General features: G+C 69.0%; 10 protein-coding genes. 4 read left to right on the forward strand and 6 right to left on the reverse strand.

Annotation, left to right across the window (positions count from 1 at the left end):
- Positions 1 to 90 precede the first annotated feature (90 nt).
- Positions 91 to 1,449 carry a hypothetical protein gene (locus tag AVHM3334_RS10160; RefSeq protein ID WP_284411929.1) on the forward strand — a complete coding sequence of 453 codons (1,359 nt, stop codon included), beginning with the start codon at positions 91 to 93 and terminating at the stop codon, positions 1,447 to 1,449.
- Positions 1,450 to 1,463: 14 nt separating this feature from the next.
- Here AVHM3334_RS10160 and AVHM3334_RS10165 read toward each other — a convergent pair whose 3' ends face one another.
- Together AVHM3334_RS10165 and mltA are read right to left on the reverse strand one after the other, a co-directional pair.
- Positions 1,464 to 2,663, reverse strand: a complete 1,200-nt coding sequence (locus AVHM3334_RS10165; RefSeq protein ID WP_284411931.1) for a hypothetical protein — start codon at positions 2,661 to 2,663, stop codon at positions 1,464 to 1,466.
- Positions 2,664 to 2,818: 155 nt separating this feature from the next.
- The gene (gene mltA, locus AVHM3334_RS10170) at positions 2,819 to 4,045 is read right to left on the reverse strand and encodes a murein transglycosylase A (RefSeq protein ID WP_284411973.1); all 1,227 of its coding nucleotides are present in this window, start codon (positions 4,043 to 4,045) and stop codon (positions 2,819 to 2,821) included.
- Here mltA and AVHM3334_RS10175 point away from each other — a divergent pair.
- Both AVHM3334_RS10175 and AVHM3334_RS10180 read left to right on the forward strand, forming a co-directional pair.
- Positions 3,978 to 4,124, forward strand: a complete 147-nt coding sequence (locus tag AVHM3334_RS10175) for a hypothetical protein (protein WP_284411933.1) — start codon at positions 3,978 to 3,980, stop codon at positions 4,122 to 4,124. The two genes, mltA and AVHM3334_RS10175, sit on opposite strands and share 68 nt — an antisense overlap.
- A gap of 268 nt (positions 4,125 to 4,392) precedes the next feature.
- Positions 4,393 to 5,040, forward strand: coding sequence for a YiaD family glycine zipper/OmpA-like lipoprotein (locus tag AVHM3334_RS10180; RefSeq protein ID WP_284400730.1), 648 nt, complete (start codon positions 4,393 to 4,395; stop codon positions 5,038 to 5,040).
- Between the two features lie 115 nt (positions 5,041 to 5,155).
- Here the strand turns inward: AVHM3334_RS10180 and AVHM3334_RS10185 are convergent, their stop codons facing one another.
- Genes AVHM3334_RS10185 through AVHM3334_RS10200 form a run of 4 tightly spaced genes read right to left on the reverse strand, consistent with a single transcriptional unit; the run spans position 5,156 to position 12,901 of the window.
- Positions 5,156 to 5,785: a response regulator transcription factor gene (locus tag AVHM3334_RS10185; protein WP_284411935.1), complete on the reverse strand. Its 630-nt coding sequence runs from the start codon at positions 5,783 to 5,785 to the stop codon at positions 5,156 to 5,158.
- Positions 5,785 to 7,827 (reverse strand): two-component system sensor histidine kinase NtrB, encoded by a 2,043-nt coding sequence (locus AVHM3334_RS10190; RefSeq protein ID WP_284411936.1) that lies wholly within the window; start codon positions 7,825 to 7,827, stop codon positions 5,785 to 5,787. The genes AVHM3334_RS10185 and AVHM3334_RS10190 overlap by 1 nt, the downstream gene beginning before the upstream one ends.
- Positions 7,824 to 8,639, reverse strand: a complete 816-nt coding sequence (locus AVHM3334_RS10195; RefSeq protein ID WP_284411938.1) for a carbon-nitrogen hydrolase family protein — start codon at positions 8,637 to 8,639, stop codon at positions 7,824 to 7,826. Before AVHM3334_RS10195 ends, AVHM3334_RS10190 begins: the two co-directional genes overlap by 4 nt.
- Positions 8,636 to 12,901, reverse strand: coding sequence for a YhdP family protein (locus tag AVHM3334_RS10200; protein ID WP_284411940.1), 4,266 nt, complete (start codon positions 12,899 to 12,901; stop codon positions 8,636 to 8,638). Before AVHM3334_RS10200 ends, AVHM3334_RS10195 begins: the two co-directional genes overlap by 4 nt.
- Before the next feature lie 102 nt (positions 12,902 to 13,003).
- Here AVHM3334_RS10200 and glnE point away from each other — a divergent pair, with 102 nt between their 5' ends.
- Positions 13,004 to 15,829: a bifunctional [glutamate--ammonia ligase]-adenylyl-L-tyrosine phosphorylase/[glutamate--ammonia-ligase] adenylyltransferase gene (gene glnE / locus AVHM3334_RS10205; protein WP_284411941.1), complete on the forward strand. Its 2,826-nt coding sequence runs from the start codon at positions 13,004 to 13,006 to the stop codon at positions 15,827 to 15,829.
- Positions 15,830 to 15,864: the final 35 nt, after the last annotated feature.

Genomic DNA, 15,864 nt, shown 5'->3' on the forward strand with positions numbered 1-15,864 from the left:
GCAAGTTTCTGTTTCCTGCGTCCGCTCTAAGCTGGCCCCACTTGCAAACTGCTGACTGACGGCGGGCAGGATCGCCAAGGGAAGAGATACATGAAGCTGAGCAAACTGATACATGCCAAGTCCCCACGAGGCGCGGCTGCGCAGGAACAGGCAGCGCCCAAAACGTCGCAGCGCGGCTCGTCTTCGAGCGGGAACTCATCCCACGCCTTGGCAGGTGCGTCTCCTCGCCATCCCAGTTCCAGCGGTGACATTCGCCCCCGCACCAACAACCTGCCGTCCAAGCCGTCTTCCGCATCGCACTCCTCCATGCTCGGCACCGTGCGGGGATTCATGGGGTGGGGTTCATCCAGCAAAGTGCCAGCACCAGAGCCTGATCCCAAGGCTTGGTTCGACAGCAACGTTTCCGAAGCGAAAGCCGCCAGGAGACGCCTGCTCGACAGCGCGAACCCATTGCTCAAGCAGGTAGGTAATGTGTCTGCTCTCTCGACAGAACCTCACCGGCTCGATACCTACATCACGTTCGATGAGGCCCAGAACGCCGTCCTGGTTCCAGCCAAGGAACTGCTCCCAGGGCTCTTGCGCTCCGACCAGTTCATCGAACTGTCACCAGACCAGTTGAATCAGGCCAATGCGCTATCCACCACGCATCCTGGCGTCAAAACGCAGATGCCTGACATGGCGCCCCACTTGCGCGTGATCTCTCCCGCAACGGCCGCCAACCTGGCAGCAGCGCGGGAGGCGATCGATCTTGTGAAGGCGCTGCTCCCCGGAGGAGCTGGCAATCAGATCAAGGACATGGCGGCGACCGGGGGGGAGAGCTATCTCCGATCCTCGCTGTCGTTCAGTTTAACGGCAAGCCCAGCGGCTCGGGCGTACCTCGCCATCCAGTACCAGGGCGGCTATTGCGATGGTCAGGCCAGCTTGGCGTATCAACTTCTTTCACAGAATCCCGCACTCAAGGACTCCAGGATCGATATGGTGGATGGCCGCCCCGATGAAAATCATGTTTTCGTCGTAATCCGTGGAGAGACCTCCGACCAAGACATTGTGGTGGACCCATGGACCCCCTTCGCCTCACCGACCCTTGTGAAAGACGCACTTCCCCTGCACCAGAAACTCCTCGGCGCTGCAGGCAGGGGCGTGCAGCAGACCAAGCCCGCGGGCACTGTTTCCGCAGCCCTGGACATCACGGAGGCGCTGAGGCGCCAAAATCTGGTCAAGGAACAATCGTCGATTGCAGAGCGGTTCGAATCCGAGAAGTTCCGTTATGCCGATAGTGCAATCACCGATAACCTGAAGGGCAAAGAAGACCGCTGGGATGTGCCCTTCAGCGGCAACCCCAATGTCCGCTACGAAGTCCAGGATGAGTCCGGCAACCGGCTGACTGAATTTCCGCTGCGGTTCGACATGCAGCGAGTTGCCGCCGACCCCGGGCCGCGCCAGACATAGGCCCCGTCCTCAGGTCACCCGCCGCGGCGCAGCCCGAACCAGCCGCCATCGGCATCGAACAGCACGTCATGCTGGCGCAGCAGATGCCGGCCCGTGTTGACGAACGCTTGCTCCGACGGACGCGTGACGATCACCGCCGTGGGCGCCTGCGGTGATCCCACCTGGAACCGGTACTGCGCCACGGGCGCGGCATCGTCGGGGAACGACACCCGCACCTCGGTGCTGTTCGCCAGGCCCGTCGCGGTCGCGCCCTTGCGGCTCGGATTGGGGATGGCCGTGGTCGGCAGTGCCGATGGGTTGGACACCGTGAGGTACATCTGAGCGATGCCGGTATCGACCAGCACCGCGCCGGTCTGCGAGGGTGCGCCGTTCACCGAGACGGCCATCGTCGCCTGGGGCCAGTCGCGCGGATCGCTGGAGGCGGGCAGGCCTGCGGCGTTCAGGCTGCGGCCCTGCAGCTTCACGTACGAAAAGCCTGCGGTGTTGGCGCTCGTGAGGCCCACATGCACGCCCTTGGCCGTCACGATGAAACCGCTGCGCATGCTGCCGGGCGCCACGGGCTGGCCGTCGATGGAGACGATGTTCAGCAGCGGGTTCTTGTCCGGCGTGCCTTGCGGCTGCCCGTCGTGCTCGCGCCCGAAGCCCACGCCCAGGTAGGCGATGCCGCGCGGCTGGGCCGTGGCCTTCTCGGGTTTTTCGCACGTGGGCAGGTTGGCCTTTTCGCTCCAGCCGGGACAGATGATCTCCTCCTGCACCGCCAGCACGGGCACGCGCGCGACCACTTCGGCGCCGGCCGGATCGCGAAAGACCAGTTCCCGGGGCACCCAGCGGCCGATCCACAGCCGCTTGCTGCTGGACAGGAACTCCCAGCCTTTCTCACCCGCCTCGGCCTCCTGCGCCGAGAAACCGGGCAGGTCGGTGGCCGAAACGACGACGCCGGTGGAGCCGGTGTCCATGGTCATCGTGAAGGGCGTCGCGGTGGCCGTACCCGGCGCCCGCACGCCGAAGGCCAGCGCGGGCGCATCGGTCATCGGGGGCTCCGGGTTGCGGGCCGGGGCGAAGGCCAGGAAGCGGGCCGCGGTGTCGGCGCGCAGGTCGGGCCCGGCAGGGGCCTGGGCGTGCGTCGTGCCCAAAGGGGCGCAGGCGCCCAGCAGGGCGGCCAGCAAAGGAAGGGTGCCATGCGCGGCAGCGCGCAGCCATCGGTCAGCGGTCATGCGGTTCTCCTTTGGGGATCGATCATGGGTTGAAGGGCCTGCTGGCCGACCCGCAAGGGCCTGCCAGCCCCATTGTGGGGTGCCTTCCCAGCCGGGCGCGCGGCGCCGGCTGAAACGTGCTGAAACGTCGTGAACGCGCCGTGAACGTGTCGTCTTCAGCGCGGCCAGAGCGCCCAAAGCCGCAGGCCCTGCTTGAGCCGCCCGGCCAGTTCGCCCGCCTCCTGCCCCCAGCCCGCGAAGTAGTCGGCACGCACCGCTCCCACGATGGCCGTGCCCGTGTCCTGCGCCATCACCAGGCGCTGCAGCTGCACCTGCGGGCCGGTCGAGGCCAGCCACACCGGCGTGCCATAGGGGATGCTCTGGCGGTCCACGGCGATCGAGCGGCCGGGCGTGAGGGCCACGCCCTGCGCCCCCTTGGGGCCGAAGCCGGCGTCCATGGCATCGAGCGGCTCTTCGCGAAAGAAAACGTAGCGGGGATTGGCCCACAGCATCTCCTGCACGCGCTGCGGGTTCTGCAGCGTCCAGGCGCGGATGCCGGGCCAGGTCGCATCGCGCACCAGGCCCTGGTCCAGCAGCCAGCGGCCCACGCTCTGGTAGGGCTGGTCGTTGGTGCCGGCGAACGCCACGCGCAGCAGCGTCACCGCGCCATCGGCTTCCTGGACCCGCAGCCGGCCCGACCCCTGGATGTGCACCACCAGCGCCTCGACCGGATCGCGCACCCAGGCGATGACCCGGCCCGCAAGCGCCGCCTGCGCCTCGGGCAGCGTGTCGATCTGCTGGCGCGTGTACCAGGGCTTGCGCTGCCCGTAGCCCGCAGGCAACCGGTACAGCGGCACGGTAAAACCGTTGCCCGGCTGGCGCGCCGCATCCAGGTACGGCTCGTAATAGCCGGTGAGCATGCCGTCCACCGCGCCATCGAACGCCTCGATGCGATACGGCTGCAGCCGCGCCACCATCCAGGCGCGCTGCTCCTCGGGACTGGCGATGGACAGGCGACGCACCTCGCCGCACAGCGGAGCGAAAGCCGGCGCAGGGCGCTCACAGCTCTTGATCCACGCATTCCAAGCCTCGTGCAGCGAATCTTCGGTAAACCCGGGCAACTCCGCCCAATGCACCGGAATCCAGCGGCTCTTGGGCTGGGACATCGGCCCCGGCAACGGCCCCAGCGGCTCGGGCGGCAAAACGCCACCCGGCGTGCCCGGCAGCGGAGCCCCGGGCGGCAAGGGAGACGAAGGGGGCAGGGGCGTGGTGGAGCAGGCCACCAGGGTTCCTACAATCAGCGCCGTTGTCACAAGGCGCAGGAGACGGAATTTCATGGGGCTGATTTTGCTTGAAGCATTGCTGGCGCTGGTCGTCCTGGTCGCTATTGTTTGGTGGACGATGTTTGCGGGGCGCAAGGGCGGGGAACCCCCTTCGTCGCCTAATGACAACAAGGAACGTGACGGCGAAGCGGACAAATAGCGTGCCCGTCGCTCGTTCCCGGACTTCGCGATGGCTTTTGCCGCTGGGGTTTATGACGTGCATCAGTTCAATGGCCCGGCTTTCCAGACCCAGGCCGGTTTAAGCGAAGACCCTGACGAACTGGTCCTACCCTGAGCGAGGCCGCGAGCGCCAAGAATAGCGCTCTGTCAATTTCGCTCAAGGTCCGTCAGCCAGCGCATGAGTCCAGGGGCTCGCCCCCGTCTCGACAGCGAACGGCGGCCCATCACTTGGAAAAAAGGAAGATCCCATGCGCAACAAGATTCTCATTGGCGCCACTGCCGCCGTTCTGCTCGTGAGTGGCTGTGCCAACATGGACGATACCCAGCGGCGTACCGCGACGGGCGCTGGCGTCGGCGCGGTGGCTGGGGCGGTCATCGGCTCCGCCACGGGGGGCCGTGCGGGCACGGGGGCGGTCGTTGGTGCGGGTGTGGGGGCCCTGGGCACCTACATCTGGTCGCAGCACATGGAGCGGCAAAAGCGCGACATGCAGCAGGTCACCCAGGGCACGGGCGTGGTGGTGACGCAGACCGCCGACAACCAGCTCAAGCTCGACATTCCGAGCGACATCTCGTTCGCCACGAACCGCTCGGACATCCAGTCCAACTTCGCCCCGGTGCTGGAGCGCTTTGCGGAAGGGCTTCGGAACAATCCCAACACCGAAGTACGCATCGTGGGCCACACGGACTCCACCGGCAGCGATGCCATCAACAACCCGCTGTCGATGGACCGCGCGGCCAGCACCCGCAATTTCCTGACGACCCGGGGTGTGAACGGCGGTCGCATCCAGGTCGAGGGCCGCGGCTCGCACCAGCCCATCGCCACCAACGACACGAACGACGGCCGTGCGCGCAACCGCCGTGTGGAAATCTTCGTGGGTGAGCGCCAGCCGGGCTGACGGGCGCAGGTTCCAGGCGCTTGGGTGCAACAGGGTCGGAGCTTTCTGATCCTTCACCAAGGGCTGGGCCACCAGGCACAAAGCCATGGGGCGCTTCGGCGCCCCGTGGCTTTTTTCACAGCGCGGCGCGCAGCAGGTTGGCCAGCTCCACGGCGGATTTGACCTGCATCTTGTCGAACACCCGCGCGCGGTGCACCTCCACCGTGCGCACGCTGATGTCCAACTGGTCGGCGATGAGCTTGTTCGGCAACCCCTCGACCACGAGGCGCATCACGTCGCGCTCGCGCTCGGTCAGCTCCGACAGCCGCACCTGAAGGTCGCTGTGCTGGCGAACCTGTTCCATGTATTGGGCTGACTGGGCCAGGGCCTGTTCGATGCGGTCCACAAGCAGGTTGTCGGAAAACGGCTTTTCGCAAAAATCGAACGCCCCGCGCTTGACGGTGGCCACGGCCGTAGGCACGTCGGCATGGCCGGTGAGAAAGATGACGGGCATCGCCTCGATCAGCCGGCGCTCGGCGAGCCGGTCGAACAGCGCCAGGCCGCTCATGCCGGGCATGCGCACGTCCAGCAGCAGGCAGCAGGGCTGGCGCGGTGGTGGGCGCTCGTCCAGCATGGCTTCGAAGGCTTCGGCACTGTCGAACGACTCGCTGGGCAGCCGGCGCGATCGCAGCAGCCAGGCGAGCGCTTCGCGCACGCCGGAGTCGTCGTCAACGATGTATATGGTGGCGTTGGAGACGGGTTCCATCAGGGTTGGATGCTGTCCGCGCTGGCGACAGGCAGGGTGAAAGTGAATACCGTACCACGCGGCTCGTTGGGCGCGTGCCCCAGAAAGCCGCCGTGCTGCTCGACCACGGTGCGGCACAGGCTCAGCCCCAGGCCCATGCCTTCGGGCCGGGTGGTGAAGAACGGGGTGAACAGCTTCTCGCCCACGTCCTGCGCGATGCCGCAGCCCCGGTCGATCACCATGAACTCCAGCCGGGCGCTCTGGGCGTTCGATGCGGCGCGGCGCACGCGCAGCTCCAGAATGCGCTGCGGCGTGGCGGGGTCGTCCATGGCCTGCATGGAATTGCGCGCCAGATTCAACAGCACCTGCTCGACCATGGTGCGATCGCACAGCACGGGCGGCAGGCCGGCATCCACCGAGATCTTCACGAAGACCTCCAGCTTGCGGGCCTGCAGGCGAATGAGCGGCATCACCGCGTCCAGCAGGTCGTGGGCGGACACCACTTCGCGCGACTGGTCGCGCCGGCGCACGAAGTCATGCACGCTGCGGATCACGCGGCCCGCGCGCTCGGCCTGCTGCGCGATCCGCTGCAGCGCCACATGCACGTCGTGCAAGGGCTCGTGGGGCGGTCCGCCGTCCGGCGGCAGCAGGTTGAGCGAGCCCGAGGCGTAGCTGGCGATGGCGGCCAGCGGCTGGTTCAGCTCATGGCTCAGCAGCGAGGCCATCTCGCCCACCGTGGCCAGCCGCGCCGTGGCCTGCAGGCGCTCTTGCGAGGCGCGCGACATCTCCTCGACGCGGCGCTGCTCGCTCACGTCCAGGAACGCGCTCATCCAGCCGGTGTGCAGGCCCTGGGCGTTGATGAGCGGCGCCTCGAAGATGAGCACCGGGAACCGCACGCCGTCCTTGCGCATGAAGGTGGACTCGTACCCTTCGCGCGGCGGGGGATGCAGGCTGGACAGGCGGATCGCCTGGCGCTGCCGGTACTCGTCGGCGAACTCGGGCGGCCAATACGGCACGGGGGCGCTCTGGCCCAGCAATTCTTGCGCGGTGAAGCCGACCATCTCGCAAAAGGCCGGGTTCACGTAGGTGATGCGCCCCTGCAGGTCCCGGGCGCGCAGCCCGGTCACCAGCGAGTCTTCCATCGCCTTGCGAAAGGCCAGCGCATCCCCCAGATCCCGCTCGGCACGCAACCGGCGACGGTTGTCGCGCACGAGCACGACCAGCACGGTGACCAGCGCGATCGACATGGCCGTCACCAGCGCGGTGAGCACGTTGGGGAACACGCTGGGCGCGCTGTGCCAGCTGTCCATGCGCAGGACCAGCGTGGCGCCCGGCAGGTCGAACAGCTGCTGCGAGCTGAACAGGCGCGTACCGCGCCGGCTGGCGCCCACCATCGCCAGGCGGGTGCCATCGGCTTCGGTGAACGACACCTCCTGCCCGCGTTTGAGGCTGGTCACCACCAGGTCGATCAGCACGTTGTGCAGCGAATAGGTGGCCACCACGAAGCCTTCGTTGCGTCCGTCCTGGATGAGGGGCAGGCACAGCTCCATCATTTCGGAACCACGGCCGTCGCCCTGCGGCTGAAAGTAGCTGGCGGAATACGACGGCCCCGCCACGCGGCGCGCATTGCCGCAGGCCAGCGCGATGTTGGAATGCATGCCGCTGCGCATTTCGGTGTCCCACTGCACCGGGCGGTACGGGGTTTCGACGTGGGCGCGCACCTCCAGCGACGGGCTGCGCCACTCCAGGCGCACCAGTTCGCGGCGCACGCTCAGCAGCGCGGCGGCGCGCGACTCCCAGCTCGCCAGATCCGGCGTGCCCCCGTGCAGCGCCTGCAGGTTCTGCAGGTTGTGGGCGAAGCCCTGGCGAATGTCGGCCACCGCATCGGCCGCGTCGCGGTCCAGGCGGTTCTGTACTTCGCTCGCCTCGTAGCGGCCGGCCAGCCATACCTGGGTGACCAGCATGCCGGCCACCAGCAGCACGAGCAGCGCCCACAGCGACCAGCGCTTCCACGCGCTGCGCCAGCGGTGCCACGGCCACAGGAACGGCGTGCCGTCGCTCACACAACGCGGTGGTCGAGGGCGGGCAGCTGTTGGCGCACCTGCTGCAGCCGGGCCTTGTCCAGAAGGCCCATGGCCACGCCCGCGCCTTCGGGCACCTGGGCCTGCACCACGCCCCACGGATCGATCGCCATGCTGTGGCCCCAGGTGCGGCGGCCGTTTTCATGCACGCCGCCCTGGGCCGGGGCCAACACGTAGGCCAGGTTCTCCACCGCACGGGCGCGCAGCAGCAGTTCCCAATGGGCCTCTCCCGTGGTGTGGGTGAAGGCACTGGGCACCAGCAACAGATCGGCCCCGGCCGCAGCGTGCTGGCGGTACAGCTCGGGAAAGCGCAGGTCATAGCACACCGACAGCCCGACGCGCCAATGCGTGCCGTCGCGCGCCGTCATGTCGAAACGCACCGGCGTGTTGCCGGCCTCGATGACCGCCGCTTCATCGAATCGCTCGCGACCGTTGTCGAAGCGAAAGAGATGGATCTTGTCGTAGCGGGCCACGCACTCGCCTTGCGGTGAAAACACCAGCGAGGTATTGCGCACCTGGTGCTCCGACCCGCACCGCAGCGGCAGCGTGCCGCCCACCACCCACAGGCCCAGCTCTCGGGCCGCCTGGGCCAGAAAGCGCTGGATCGGTCCATCCCCATAGGGCTCGCGCAATGCGAGCTTGTCGGTGTCGCGCGCGCCCATGGCGCAAAAATATTCAGGCAGCACGGCCAGTTCCGCGCCGTCGGCTGCGGCCTGCTCCATCAGGTGGCGGGCCTGCTCCAGATTGGCGGAAACGTGCAGTCCCGACACCATTTGCAATGCGGCAGCTTTCATGATTTGTCTCCGTTGGGCGTCTCAGGGTTCGGCGCCGGGCCGGCTTTCGTGCCGGCGCTGCCCAGTTTCCGCCGGGGCACGCGTTCGATGCGCGGGTCGGTCCAGGTGCCGTCGATGCGGAACTCCTGCGTCGCCGCCTGGATGAGCGGGCCGCGCAGAAACACCTGCGCCAGAAAGCTGCCCAGGCCCACCACGGGGTTGATGGCCGTGGCGACGAGCGAAGCGGTCATGGCGTTGATCTCGGGCACCACCACCACGTGCAGGTCCTGCGTTTCGCGGTCCAGATCGGCGCTGCCCTCCATGAGCACGGCGGCGTTCACGCCCTTCATCTGCAGGTTGTTGGTGGTGGCCACGCCCTGCTCCATGCGCACGTCGCCGCGCACGAAGTCGAAGGCGAAGCCCTCGCTGAACACATCGCGGAAATCGAGCGTCAGGCGGCGCGGCAGCGACTGCAGGCTGAGCACGCCCAGCAGCTTCGCCAGCCCGGGGTCGGCCTTGAGGAATTGGCCCGACTCGACGTTCACGTTCATCTGGCCCGACATGGTGCGGTAATCCGGGGTGAGCGGCGGCCCCATCCATGCGACCTGCCCCTCCATGCGGCCCTTGCCGCGCCGCACCACGTCGGCCATGCCGAAGCGGGTGAGCAGGTCGCCCGAGTCCCGAATGTCCAGCTTGAAATTCATCACGGTGCGGCGGCGGGCATCGGCACCCGATTCGCCGCTGCCCAGCAGCGCCCAGTTGCCGTTGGCCGTGAGCGTCGCCTCGGGCGCGATGATGTTGAACCTGGCCAGGCGCCACTCGCGCGGAGCGCCGTCGCCGCCCCGGTTTTGGGCCTCGATCTCGATGCGGCCCAGGCGGCGGCCGCGCAATTCGAAGTCGTCCACCACGATGTCCAGCGACGGCAGCGTGCCGGTGCCGCCGGTCGCCGGCTCTTCGGTCAGCAGTGCATCCACCTGCTTGGCATCGCTTTGCGGAACCACGAGACGGGACAGGCGCGCGAACACCCGGCCGGCACTCCCGTCGGCACCGCTGCCCGCGCCCTGGCGGAATTCCACGTACCCGTTCAGTTCCTGCGCGTCCACATTGGCGCGCCAGGTGTTGCCTTCGCGCGATCCGCCCATCACCACACTGTGCAGCGAGCGGCCCTGAAAGTCCACCTGCCGGGCCCGCACGGCCAGTTGCGTGGGCAGGTATTCCTGCATGGGCGAAGACTCCTCAGGGGCGCCCTTGGCGGCCATATTGACGGGCGGCGTATTGGCGGGCGGCATATTGACGGGCGGTGTGTTGCTGGCGGGCGTGGCTGCGGCCGCAGCGGCTGCCGATGCGGCCTCTGCGGAAGGTGCGGCCGGCAGCGCCGCCGGGGACGCCGGCGGGGCATTGCCGCCATGCAGCACCGCGTGCCAGGCGTCGGCATCCAGTTCGCCGATCTGCACATTGGCCACCACGCCGCGTTCGGGCAGGGGCGCAGCCTCGCCGGGCGCGAGCCCCAGTGCGATCGCACCGCGCAGCACGCGCGGCTGGCCGGCCGACGAGATATCGCGCACATACGTCACCGAGCCGAGCGTGCCCAGGTCCAGTGCCAACTGCTCGTGCAGGGGGGCGCCTGCCGCCAGCGACTCGCGGGTGAGCTGCGTTTCGAACCGCACGGGCAGCATGGCCTCGGCCGTTTTGCCCAGCGGGGCCGGCAGGTCGAACGCCATGCCCTGCAAATGGGTGGTGACCTGGACTTCGGGCGTGCCCCGGCGCACGCCCAGCGCCAGCGCGTAGGGCGTGCTGCCCGTGGCGCGCTGGGCCAGTTGCACCAGCCCGGGCCATTGCGTGGCCTGGCGCAGGCCTTCGGCGGTGGCCACGCCCTGCGCACGCACCTGCACGGCGGATTCGGCCGGCAGCACACCGGCCGGCAGCGCGCGCATGCCGCCCTCCAGCCGCAGGTCGCCGCCCAGGGCGCGGCCTTGCACGCCCGCCAGGGTGAAACCGGTGTCGGTGAATTGCACGGCCCCACGGGCGCGGGCGATGGCCGGGGCATCGGGCGCGATGCGCACGTCGTTGCCGGCCAGCGTTACGCGGCCCTGCACCTTCGACTGGTCGATGTGGCCGATGGGCAGCGACAGGCCCAATTGCAGGTCGGCGTCGCCGTTGGCCGTGGTCTTGTCCAGCGCATTGCCGGTAATGCGCGACAGCGGCGAAGTGGTGACGAAAGACAGCATGTCGGCCAGCGGCCCGCGCGCGTCGGCGTTGACGGCGACGACCGAATGGGCGAGGTCGGGAATGCGCGCCTCCACCTTGTTCACACGCAGCTTCGGGGTGCCGGCAAAGCTGCCGCTCGCACCCTTCACCGCCATGGAGGAGCGGTCGAAGACCAGCTCCCCCGCAAGCTCGGTGAGCGCGGGCCACGGCGCGTCGCTGGCGTGCTGCAGGCGTGGCGGCACGTAGGCATAGGTCACGTCCTTCACGCGCGCGGCGATATGGAACTCGCCCTGACCGGGCGTGTTGAACGGAATGTCGTGCAGGTCGCCCTTGACGCGGAACTGCACGTTGCTGGCGGTGCCCGCCGTGACCGCATCGCGCACGTAGTGGCGTGTCTCTTGCGGAATGGACAGCGGCAGGTAGCGGTGCATGCGCGTGCCGTCGGCGCGCTGCAGCGCGCCGGACAGGTCCAGCACTCCGGGAAAGCGTGCGCGGGCGCCGGAGCGCTCGGCATCGCCGGTGTGCCAGGCGAGCCGCGCTTCGCCTTGCGCATCGGCGTTGGCGAACTGCACATCGTCCGCCTGCACCGCGATGCGCTGGCCGTCGATCTGCCAGCGCACCTTGGCGGAAAGCCGGTCCACCGGCACGGTGCCCTCCTCGAACACCTTGGGCAGCACCAGGGCGCCATCGGCCATGGCCAGCGACGCCTTGCCGCCCGCCTGCGACAGGTCGAACTCCACATCCGCCCCGCGCAGGCCGGGCGCGCCGGCCGCTGCGCCTTCAGGCCGTGGCTGGTCGGCCAGGGCGAGCCCGGTCACCTTGCCACGCGCCTGGTACTGCTGCATGTGGTCCAGGGGCCCGCGCCAGCTGGCCTTGAGCTCGTCCACCAGCCCGCGCGGCGCGTAGTCGGCCAAAGCCGCATGCACCGCAGGGTCCAGCGGAAGCCGGCTGGCGATCTGGGCGAGGGCCGCCAGATCGAGGCGGTCGGCGCGCAGCTCGCCCTGCTCGCGGCTGCTGTTGCGGCCCGTGTGCCGCACGGTGAGGTTGCCGCCCGGCCAGCGCAGCGCGTCCTGCGTGGTGAACTGCAAGCCCTCGGTGGAAAACTCGAACCCGTCGGACAGGCGCCGCCCACCCACGCGGCCGGCCACCGACCGCAGCGCCAGCGGCTCCAGCCTGGCACCCAGCTGGGCATTCACATCGGCCAGGGCCAGGTCGGCCGTGCCGCCCACGAACTGCCCGCGCTGAAAGTCGATCCACGCGCGCAACGCGCCGCGCCCTTCGGCCACCTGCACGCCGTCGATGTGCACATGGTGGCGCAGCCGGGAGACGTCCACGCGCGAAAAATCGGCGAACAACTGCCCCGTCCATTGCCGCCACGAGCCGTCGTGCGTCGTCAGGAACGGCTGCCGGAACTGCCCCGTCAGCTTGAACCGGTCGCCCCATGGCTCGGGCGGCGTGGCCTCGATGCGCAGGTTGTGGCCCCAGCCCCGGTTGCGCAGCAGCAGGTCCACCTGCGCCAGCGCCAGCGGGGGCGCTTCGCCCTGCTCGTCGGTCAGGCGCACCGTGCCGCCGCGCAGCACCACTTCGCTTTGCGAAAACAGCCAGTCGGCACCGGCGCTGTCGCCCCCTTCGGTCTGGCGAAAGGCCAGCCCAGCGATGAAGATGCGCCCGTCCGCCATCCGGCGCACCTCCAGTTCGGGGCGTTCGATATAGAGCTGCTCGAACCCCATGCGCAGCAGCGAGCGCGGCGACAGCGATCCGACGATGCGCGGCAGGCTCAAGGCCACACGGCCTTCGGGGTCTAGCAGGGCGACGTCGTTCAGCTCGAACGTGGGCACCAGCCCATCGGAGCGGGCCGACAGCGCACCGATGCGCACCGGTACCCCCAGCGCGCGTGTGGCATGGGTTTCCAATTGCGGACGAAAGTCGCCGATACGCGGCACAATCCAGCCGTGGAGCACCCCCCAGGCGACGGCCACCAGCAGCCAGAAGGCGATGAGCAAGCCCAGTGACCACCGCGCAAGACCTGCCAGGCATCGGAGCAGGCGTGAGGGGTGCGGTGGCTGTTCAATCATTGGTGGGTTGGGATGTGACAGGAATTATGACCCGCGCCCGCTGTGCGGGTTCAGCACCAAACGGTGTCGTTATGTACGGTTTCCAGGCCCAGGGCCATTGCTATGCCGCTGTCTTGCACTGACGTTCCAGAAATCGATTCCGGCGCCGCAGCCAGCGGCTCGCCGGCGTCCCACTCCCGCTTCCACCAGAGGCTCCAGCGGCGCTATGCCGACGAGTTTTCCGTGCTGCCGCCCGGCGCCCCCACGCGGGCCACCATGGCCGATGCGCTAGCCGCACTGCGCGCCCGCGGGCACGACACCGGCGCGGCCTTGCGCATCCTGCGGCAGGTGGTCATGGAGCGGTTGATGCGCCTCGACTGCGAGCAAGGCGCGCCGCTGCCCGACATCACGCGGGCCACCACCGAGCTGGCCGAACTGGCCCTGGACCAGGCCTGCGTGCAGGCGCGCGAAGGGCTCGACGCCCGCCACGGCGCCCCGCGCGGTCCCGACGGCCAGCCGGTGGAACTGTGGATCGTGGGCATGGGCAAGCTGGGCGCGCGCGAACTGAACGTGTCCAGCGACATCGACCTGATCTACGTGTACGAACACGACGGAGAGACCGCCGGCAACGCCGACGGTCGCAACCGCATCTCCAACCACGAATACTTCGGCCATGCCGTCAAGGCCATCTACAGCCTGGTGGGCGACACCACCGAGCACGGCTTCGTCTTCCGGGTCGATCTGGCGCTGCGGCCCAACGGCAATTCCGGCCCGGCGGCCGTGTCGCTCGCCGCGCTGGAGGAATACCTGCAGTTGCACGGCCGCGAGTGGGAGCGCTTCGCCTGGCTCAAGAGCCGCGTGGTCGCGCCGCGCGAGGCGGTGATCGGCGAGCCGGTGCAGGCGCTGCGCGGCGTGGTGCTGCCCTTCGTCTTCCGGCGCTACCTGGACTACAGCGTGTTCGACGCCCTGCGCTCGCTGCACCGGCAGATCCGCGACCATGCCGCCAAGCGCAGCGCCGGCCACCCCGAGCGCGCCAACGACGTGAAGCTCTCGCGCGGCGGCATCCGCGAGATCGAATTCATCGTGCAGCTGCTGCAGGTGGTGCGCGGCGGGCAGTTCCCCGAGCTGCGCTGCCGTCCCACGCTGGAGGCCCTGCAGCGCCTGGCCCGCGCCGGCCTCATGCCGCAGGAGACGGCCGACGCGCTGGCCTCGGCCTATACCTTCCTGCGCCAGGTGGAGCACCGCATCCAGTACCTGGACGACCAGCAGACCCATGTGCTGCCCACGCGCGACGACGACCTCGCCTGGATCGCCCAGACCCTCGGCCTGGGCACCTGCGCCTTCCTGCACCAGCTCGATGCGCACCGCGAATTGGTGGCGCAGGAGTTCGACACGCTGCTGGGCGGCGCCGGCAAGAAGCAATGCCACAGCGGCGGCTGCGGCGGCCCGCGTGCCGGCGCCCCCGCGGCGCCCGAGCTGGAAGCCGTACTGGAACAGCTGCCCCCCAACGTGCGCACCCGGGTGGCCGAATGGCGCACCCACCCGCGCGTGCAGGGTTTGAGCGACGACTCGCGCGAACGGCTGCTGCGGCTGGTGCAGCGCACGGCGCGCTGGCTGGCCGACGGCCAGGTGAATGAAGACGCCGTGGTGCGGCTGATCGGCTGGCTCGAATCGCTGCTGCGCCGCGACATCTACCTGGCGCTGCTGCTGGAGCGCCCCTCGGTGCATGAACACCTGCTGCACCTCCTGGGCGCTGCGCAATGGCCGGCGCGCTACATGCTGCAGCACCCCGGGGTGATCGACGAGCTGGCGGGCGACGCCCTGCTCTCCGAGCGCTTCGTGCCCGAAGATTTCGAACGCGAACTGGCGCTGCGCATCGCCTCGCTGCAGTCCACCGGCGAAGACGACGACGAGACGCTGCTGAACCTGCTGCACCGCGCCCACCATGCCGACACCTTCCGCACGCTGGCGCGCGACGTGGAACGGCGCATCACCGTCGAACAGGTGGCCGACGACCTCTCGGCCCTGGCCGACAGCGTGCTGCGCGTGACCGCGCAATGGTGCTGGAGCCGCCTGAAGAACCGCCACCGCGAGGTGCCGCAGTTCGCCATCATCGGCTACGGCAAGCTGGGCGGCAAAGAGCTGGGCTACGGCAGCGACCTGGACATCGTCTTCGTGTTCGACGACGACGACGACCGCGCGCCCGAGGTCTATTCGGCCTTCGTGCGCAAGCTCATCAACTGGCTCACGGTGAAGACCGCCGAGGGCGATCTGTTCGAGATCGACACGGCCCTTCGGCCCAACGGCAACTCGGGCCTGCTGGTGACCAGCTTCACCGCCTACGCCAACTACCAGCAACGGCGCGGCAGCAACACCGCCTGGACCTGGGAGCACCAGGCGATGACCCGGGCGCGCTTTCTGCTGGGCACCGAAGACCTGGCCCCGCCCGGCGCGCTGCCGCCCGTGCCCGAAGGGGATGCGCAATCGCTGACCGGCAGCGGCCGCCACCTGCGCGCCCGGTTCGACGCCGTGCGCGAGGCCGTCATCACCGCGCCGCGCGATCCCGCCGCGCTGCGCGAAGAGATCGTCACCATGCGCAACCGCGTGCGCGCCGCCCACCCGGTGCCTGCCGGGCAGTTCGACGTCAAGCACAGCGTGGGCGGCATGGTCGATGTCGAATTCGCCATCCAGTACCTGGTGCTGTCGCAGTCCGCCACCCACCCCAGCCTGCGCGAGAACCGGGGCAACATCACCCTGCTGCAGCGCGCCGAGGCGGCGGGCTTTCTGCCCGATGGCGTGGGCGCAGCGGCCGCCACGGCCTACCGCACCCTGCGGCAGGTACAGCACCGGGCCCGCCTGAACGAGCAGCCCACCCGTGTGGACCCCGCCACCCTGCAGGCCGAGCGCGACGCGGTGCTGGCGCTGTGGCGGGCGGTGTTCACGGTCTGATTCCGCCCGGCATTCGAAGCGTTTTCGGCCTCATG

Source organism: Acidovorax sp. SUPP3334 (assembly GCF_030159055.1).
GTDB lineage: Bacteria > Pseudomonadota > Gammaproteobacteria > Burkholderiales > Burkholderiaceae_C > Paracidovorax.

Excerpts from the sequence above, each read along its gene's own strand:
- AVHM3334_RS10160 (WP_284411929.1), top strand. The coding sequence starts at position 91 with ATGAAGCTGAGCAAACTGATACATGCCAAGTCCCCACGAGGCGCGGCT.
- AVHM3334_RS10200 (WP_284411940.1), bottom strand. The coding sequence starts at position 12,901 with ATGATTGAACAGCCACCGCACCCCTCACGCCTGCTCCGATGCCTGGCA.
- glnE (WP_284411941.1), top strand. The coding sequence starts at position 13,004 with ATGCCGCTGTCTTGCACTGACGTTCCAGAAATCGATTCCGGCGCCGCA.
- AVHM3334_RS10175 (WP_284411933.1), top strand. The coding sequence starts at position 3,978 with ATGGGGCTGATTTTGCTTGAAGCATTGCTGGCGCTGGTCGTCCTGGTC.
- AVHM3334_RS10180 (WP_284400730.1), top strand. The coding sequence starts at position 4,393 with ATGCGCAACAAGATTCTCATTGGCGCCACTGCCGCCGTTCTGCTCGTG.
- AVHM3334_RS10185 (WP_284411935.1), bottom strand. The coding sequence starts at position 5,785 with ATGGAACCCGTCTCCAACGCCACCATATACATCGTTGACGACGACTCC.
- AVHM3334_RS10195 (WP_284411938.1), bottom strand. The coding sequence starts at position 8,639 with ATGAAAGCTGCCGCATTGCAAATGGTGTCGGGACTGCACGTTTCCGCC.
- AVHM3334_RS10165 (WP_284411931.1), bottom strand. The coding sequence starts at position 2,663 with ATGACCGCTGACCGATGGCTGCGCGCTGCCGCGCATGGCACCCTTCCT.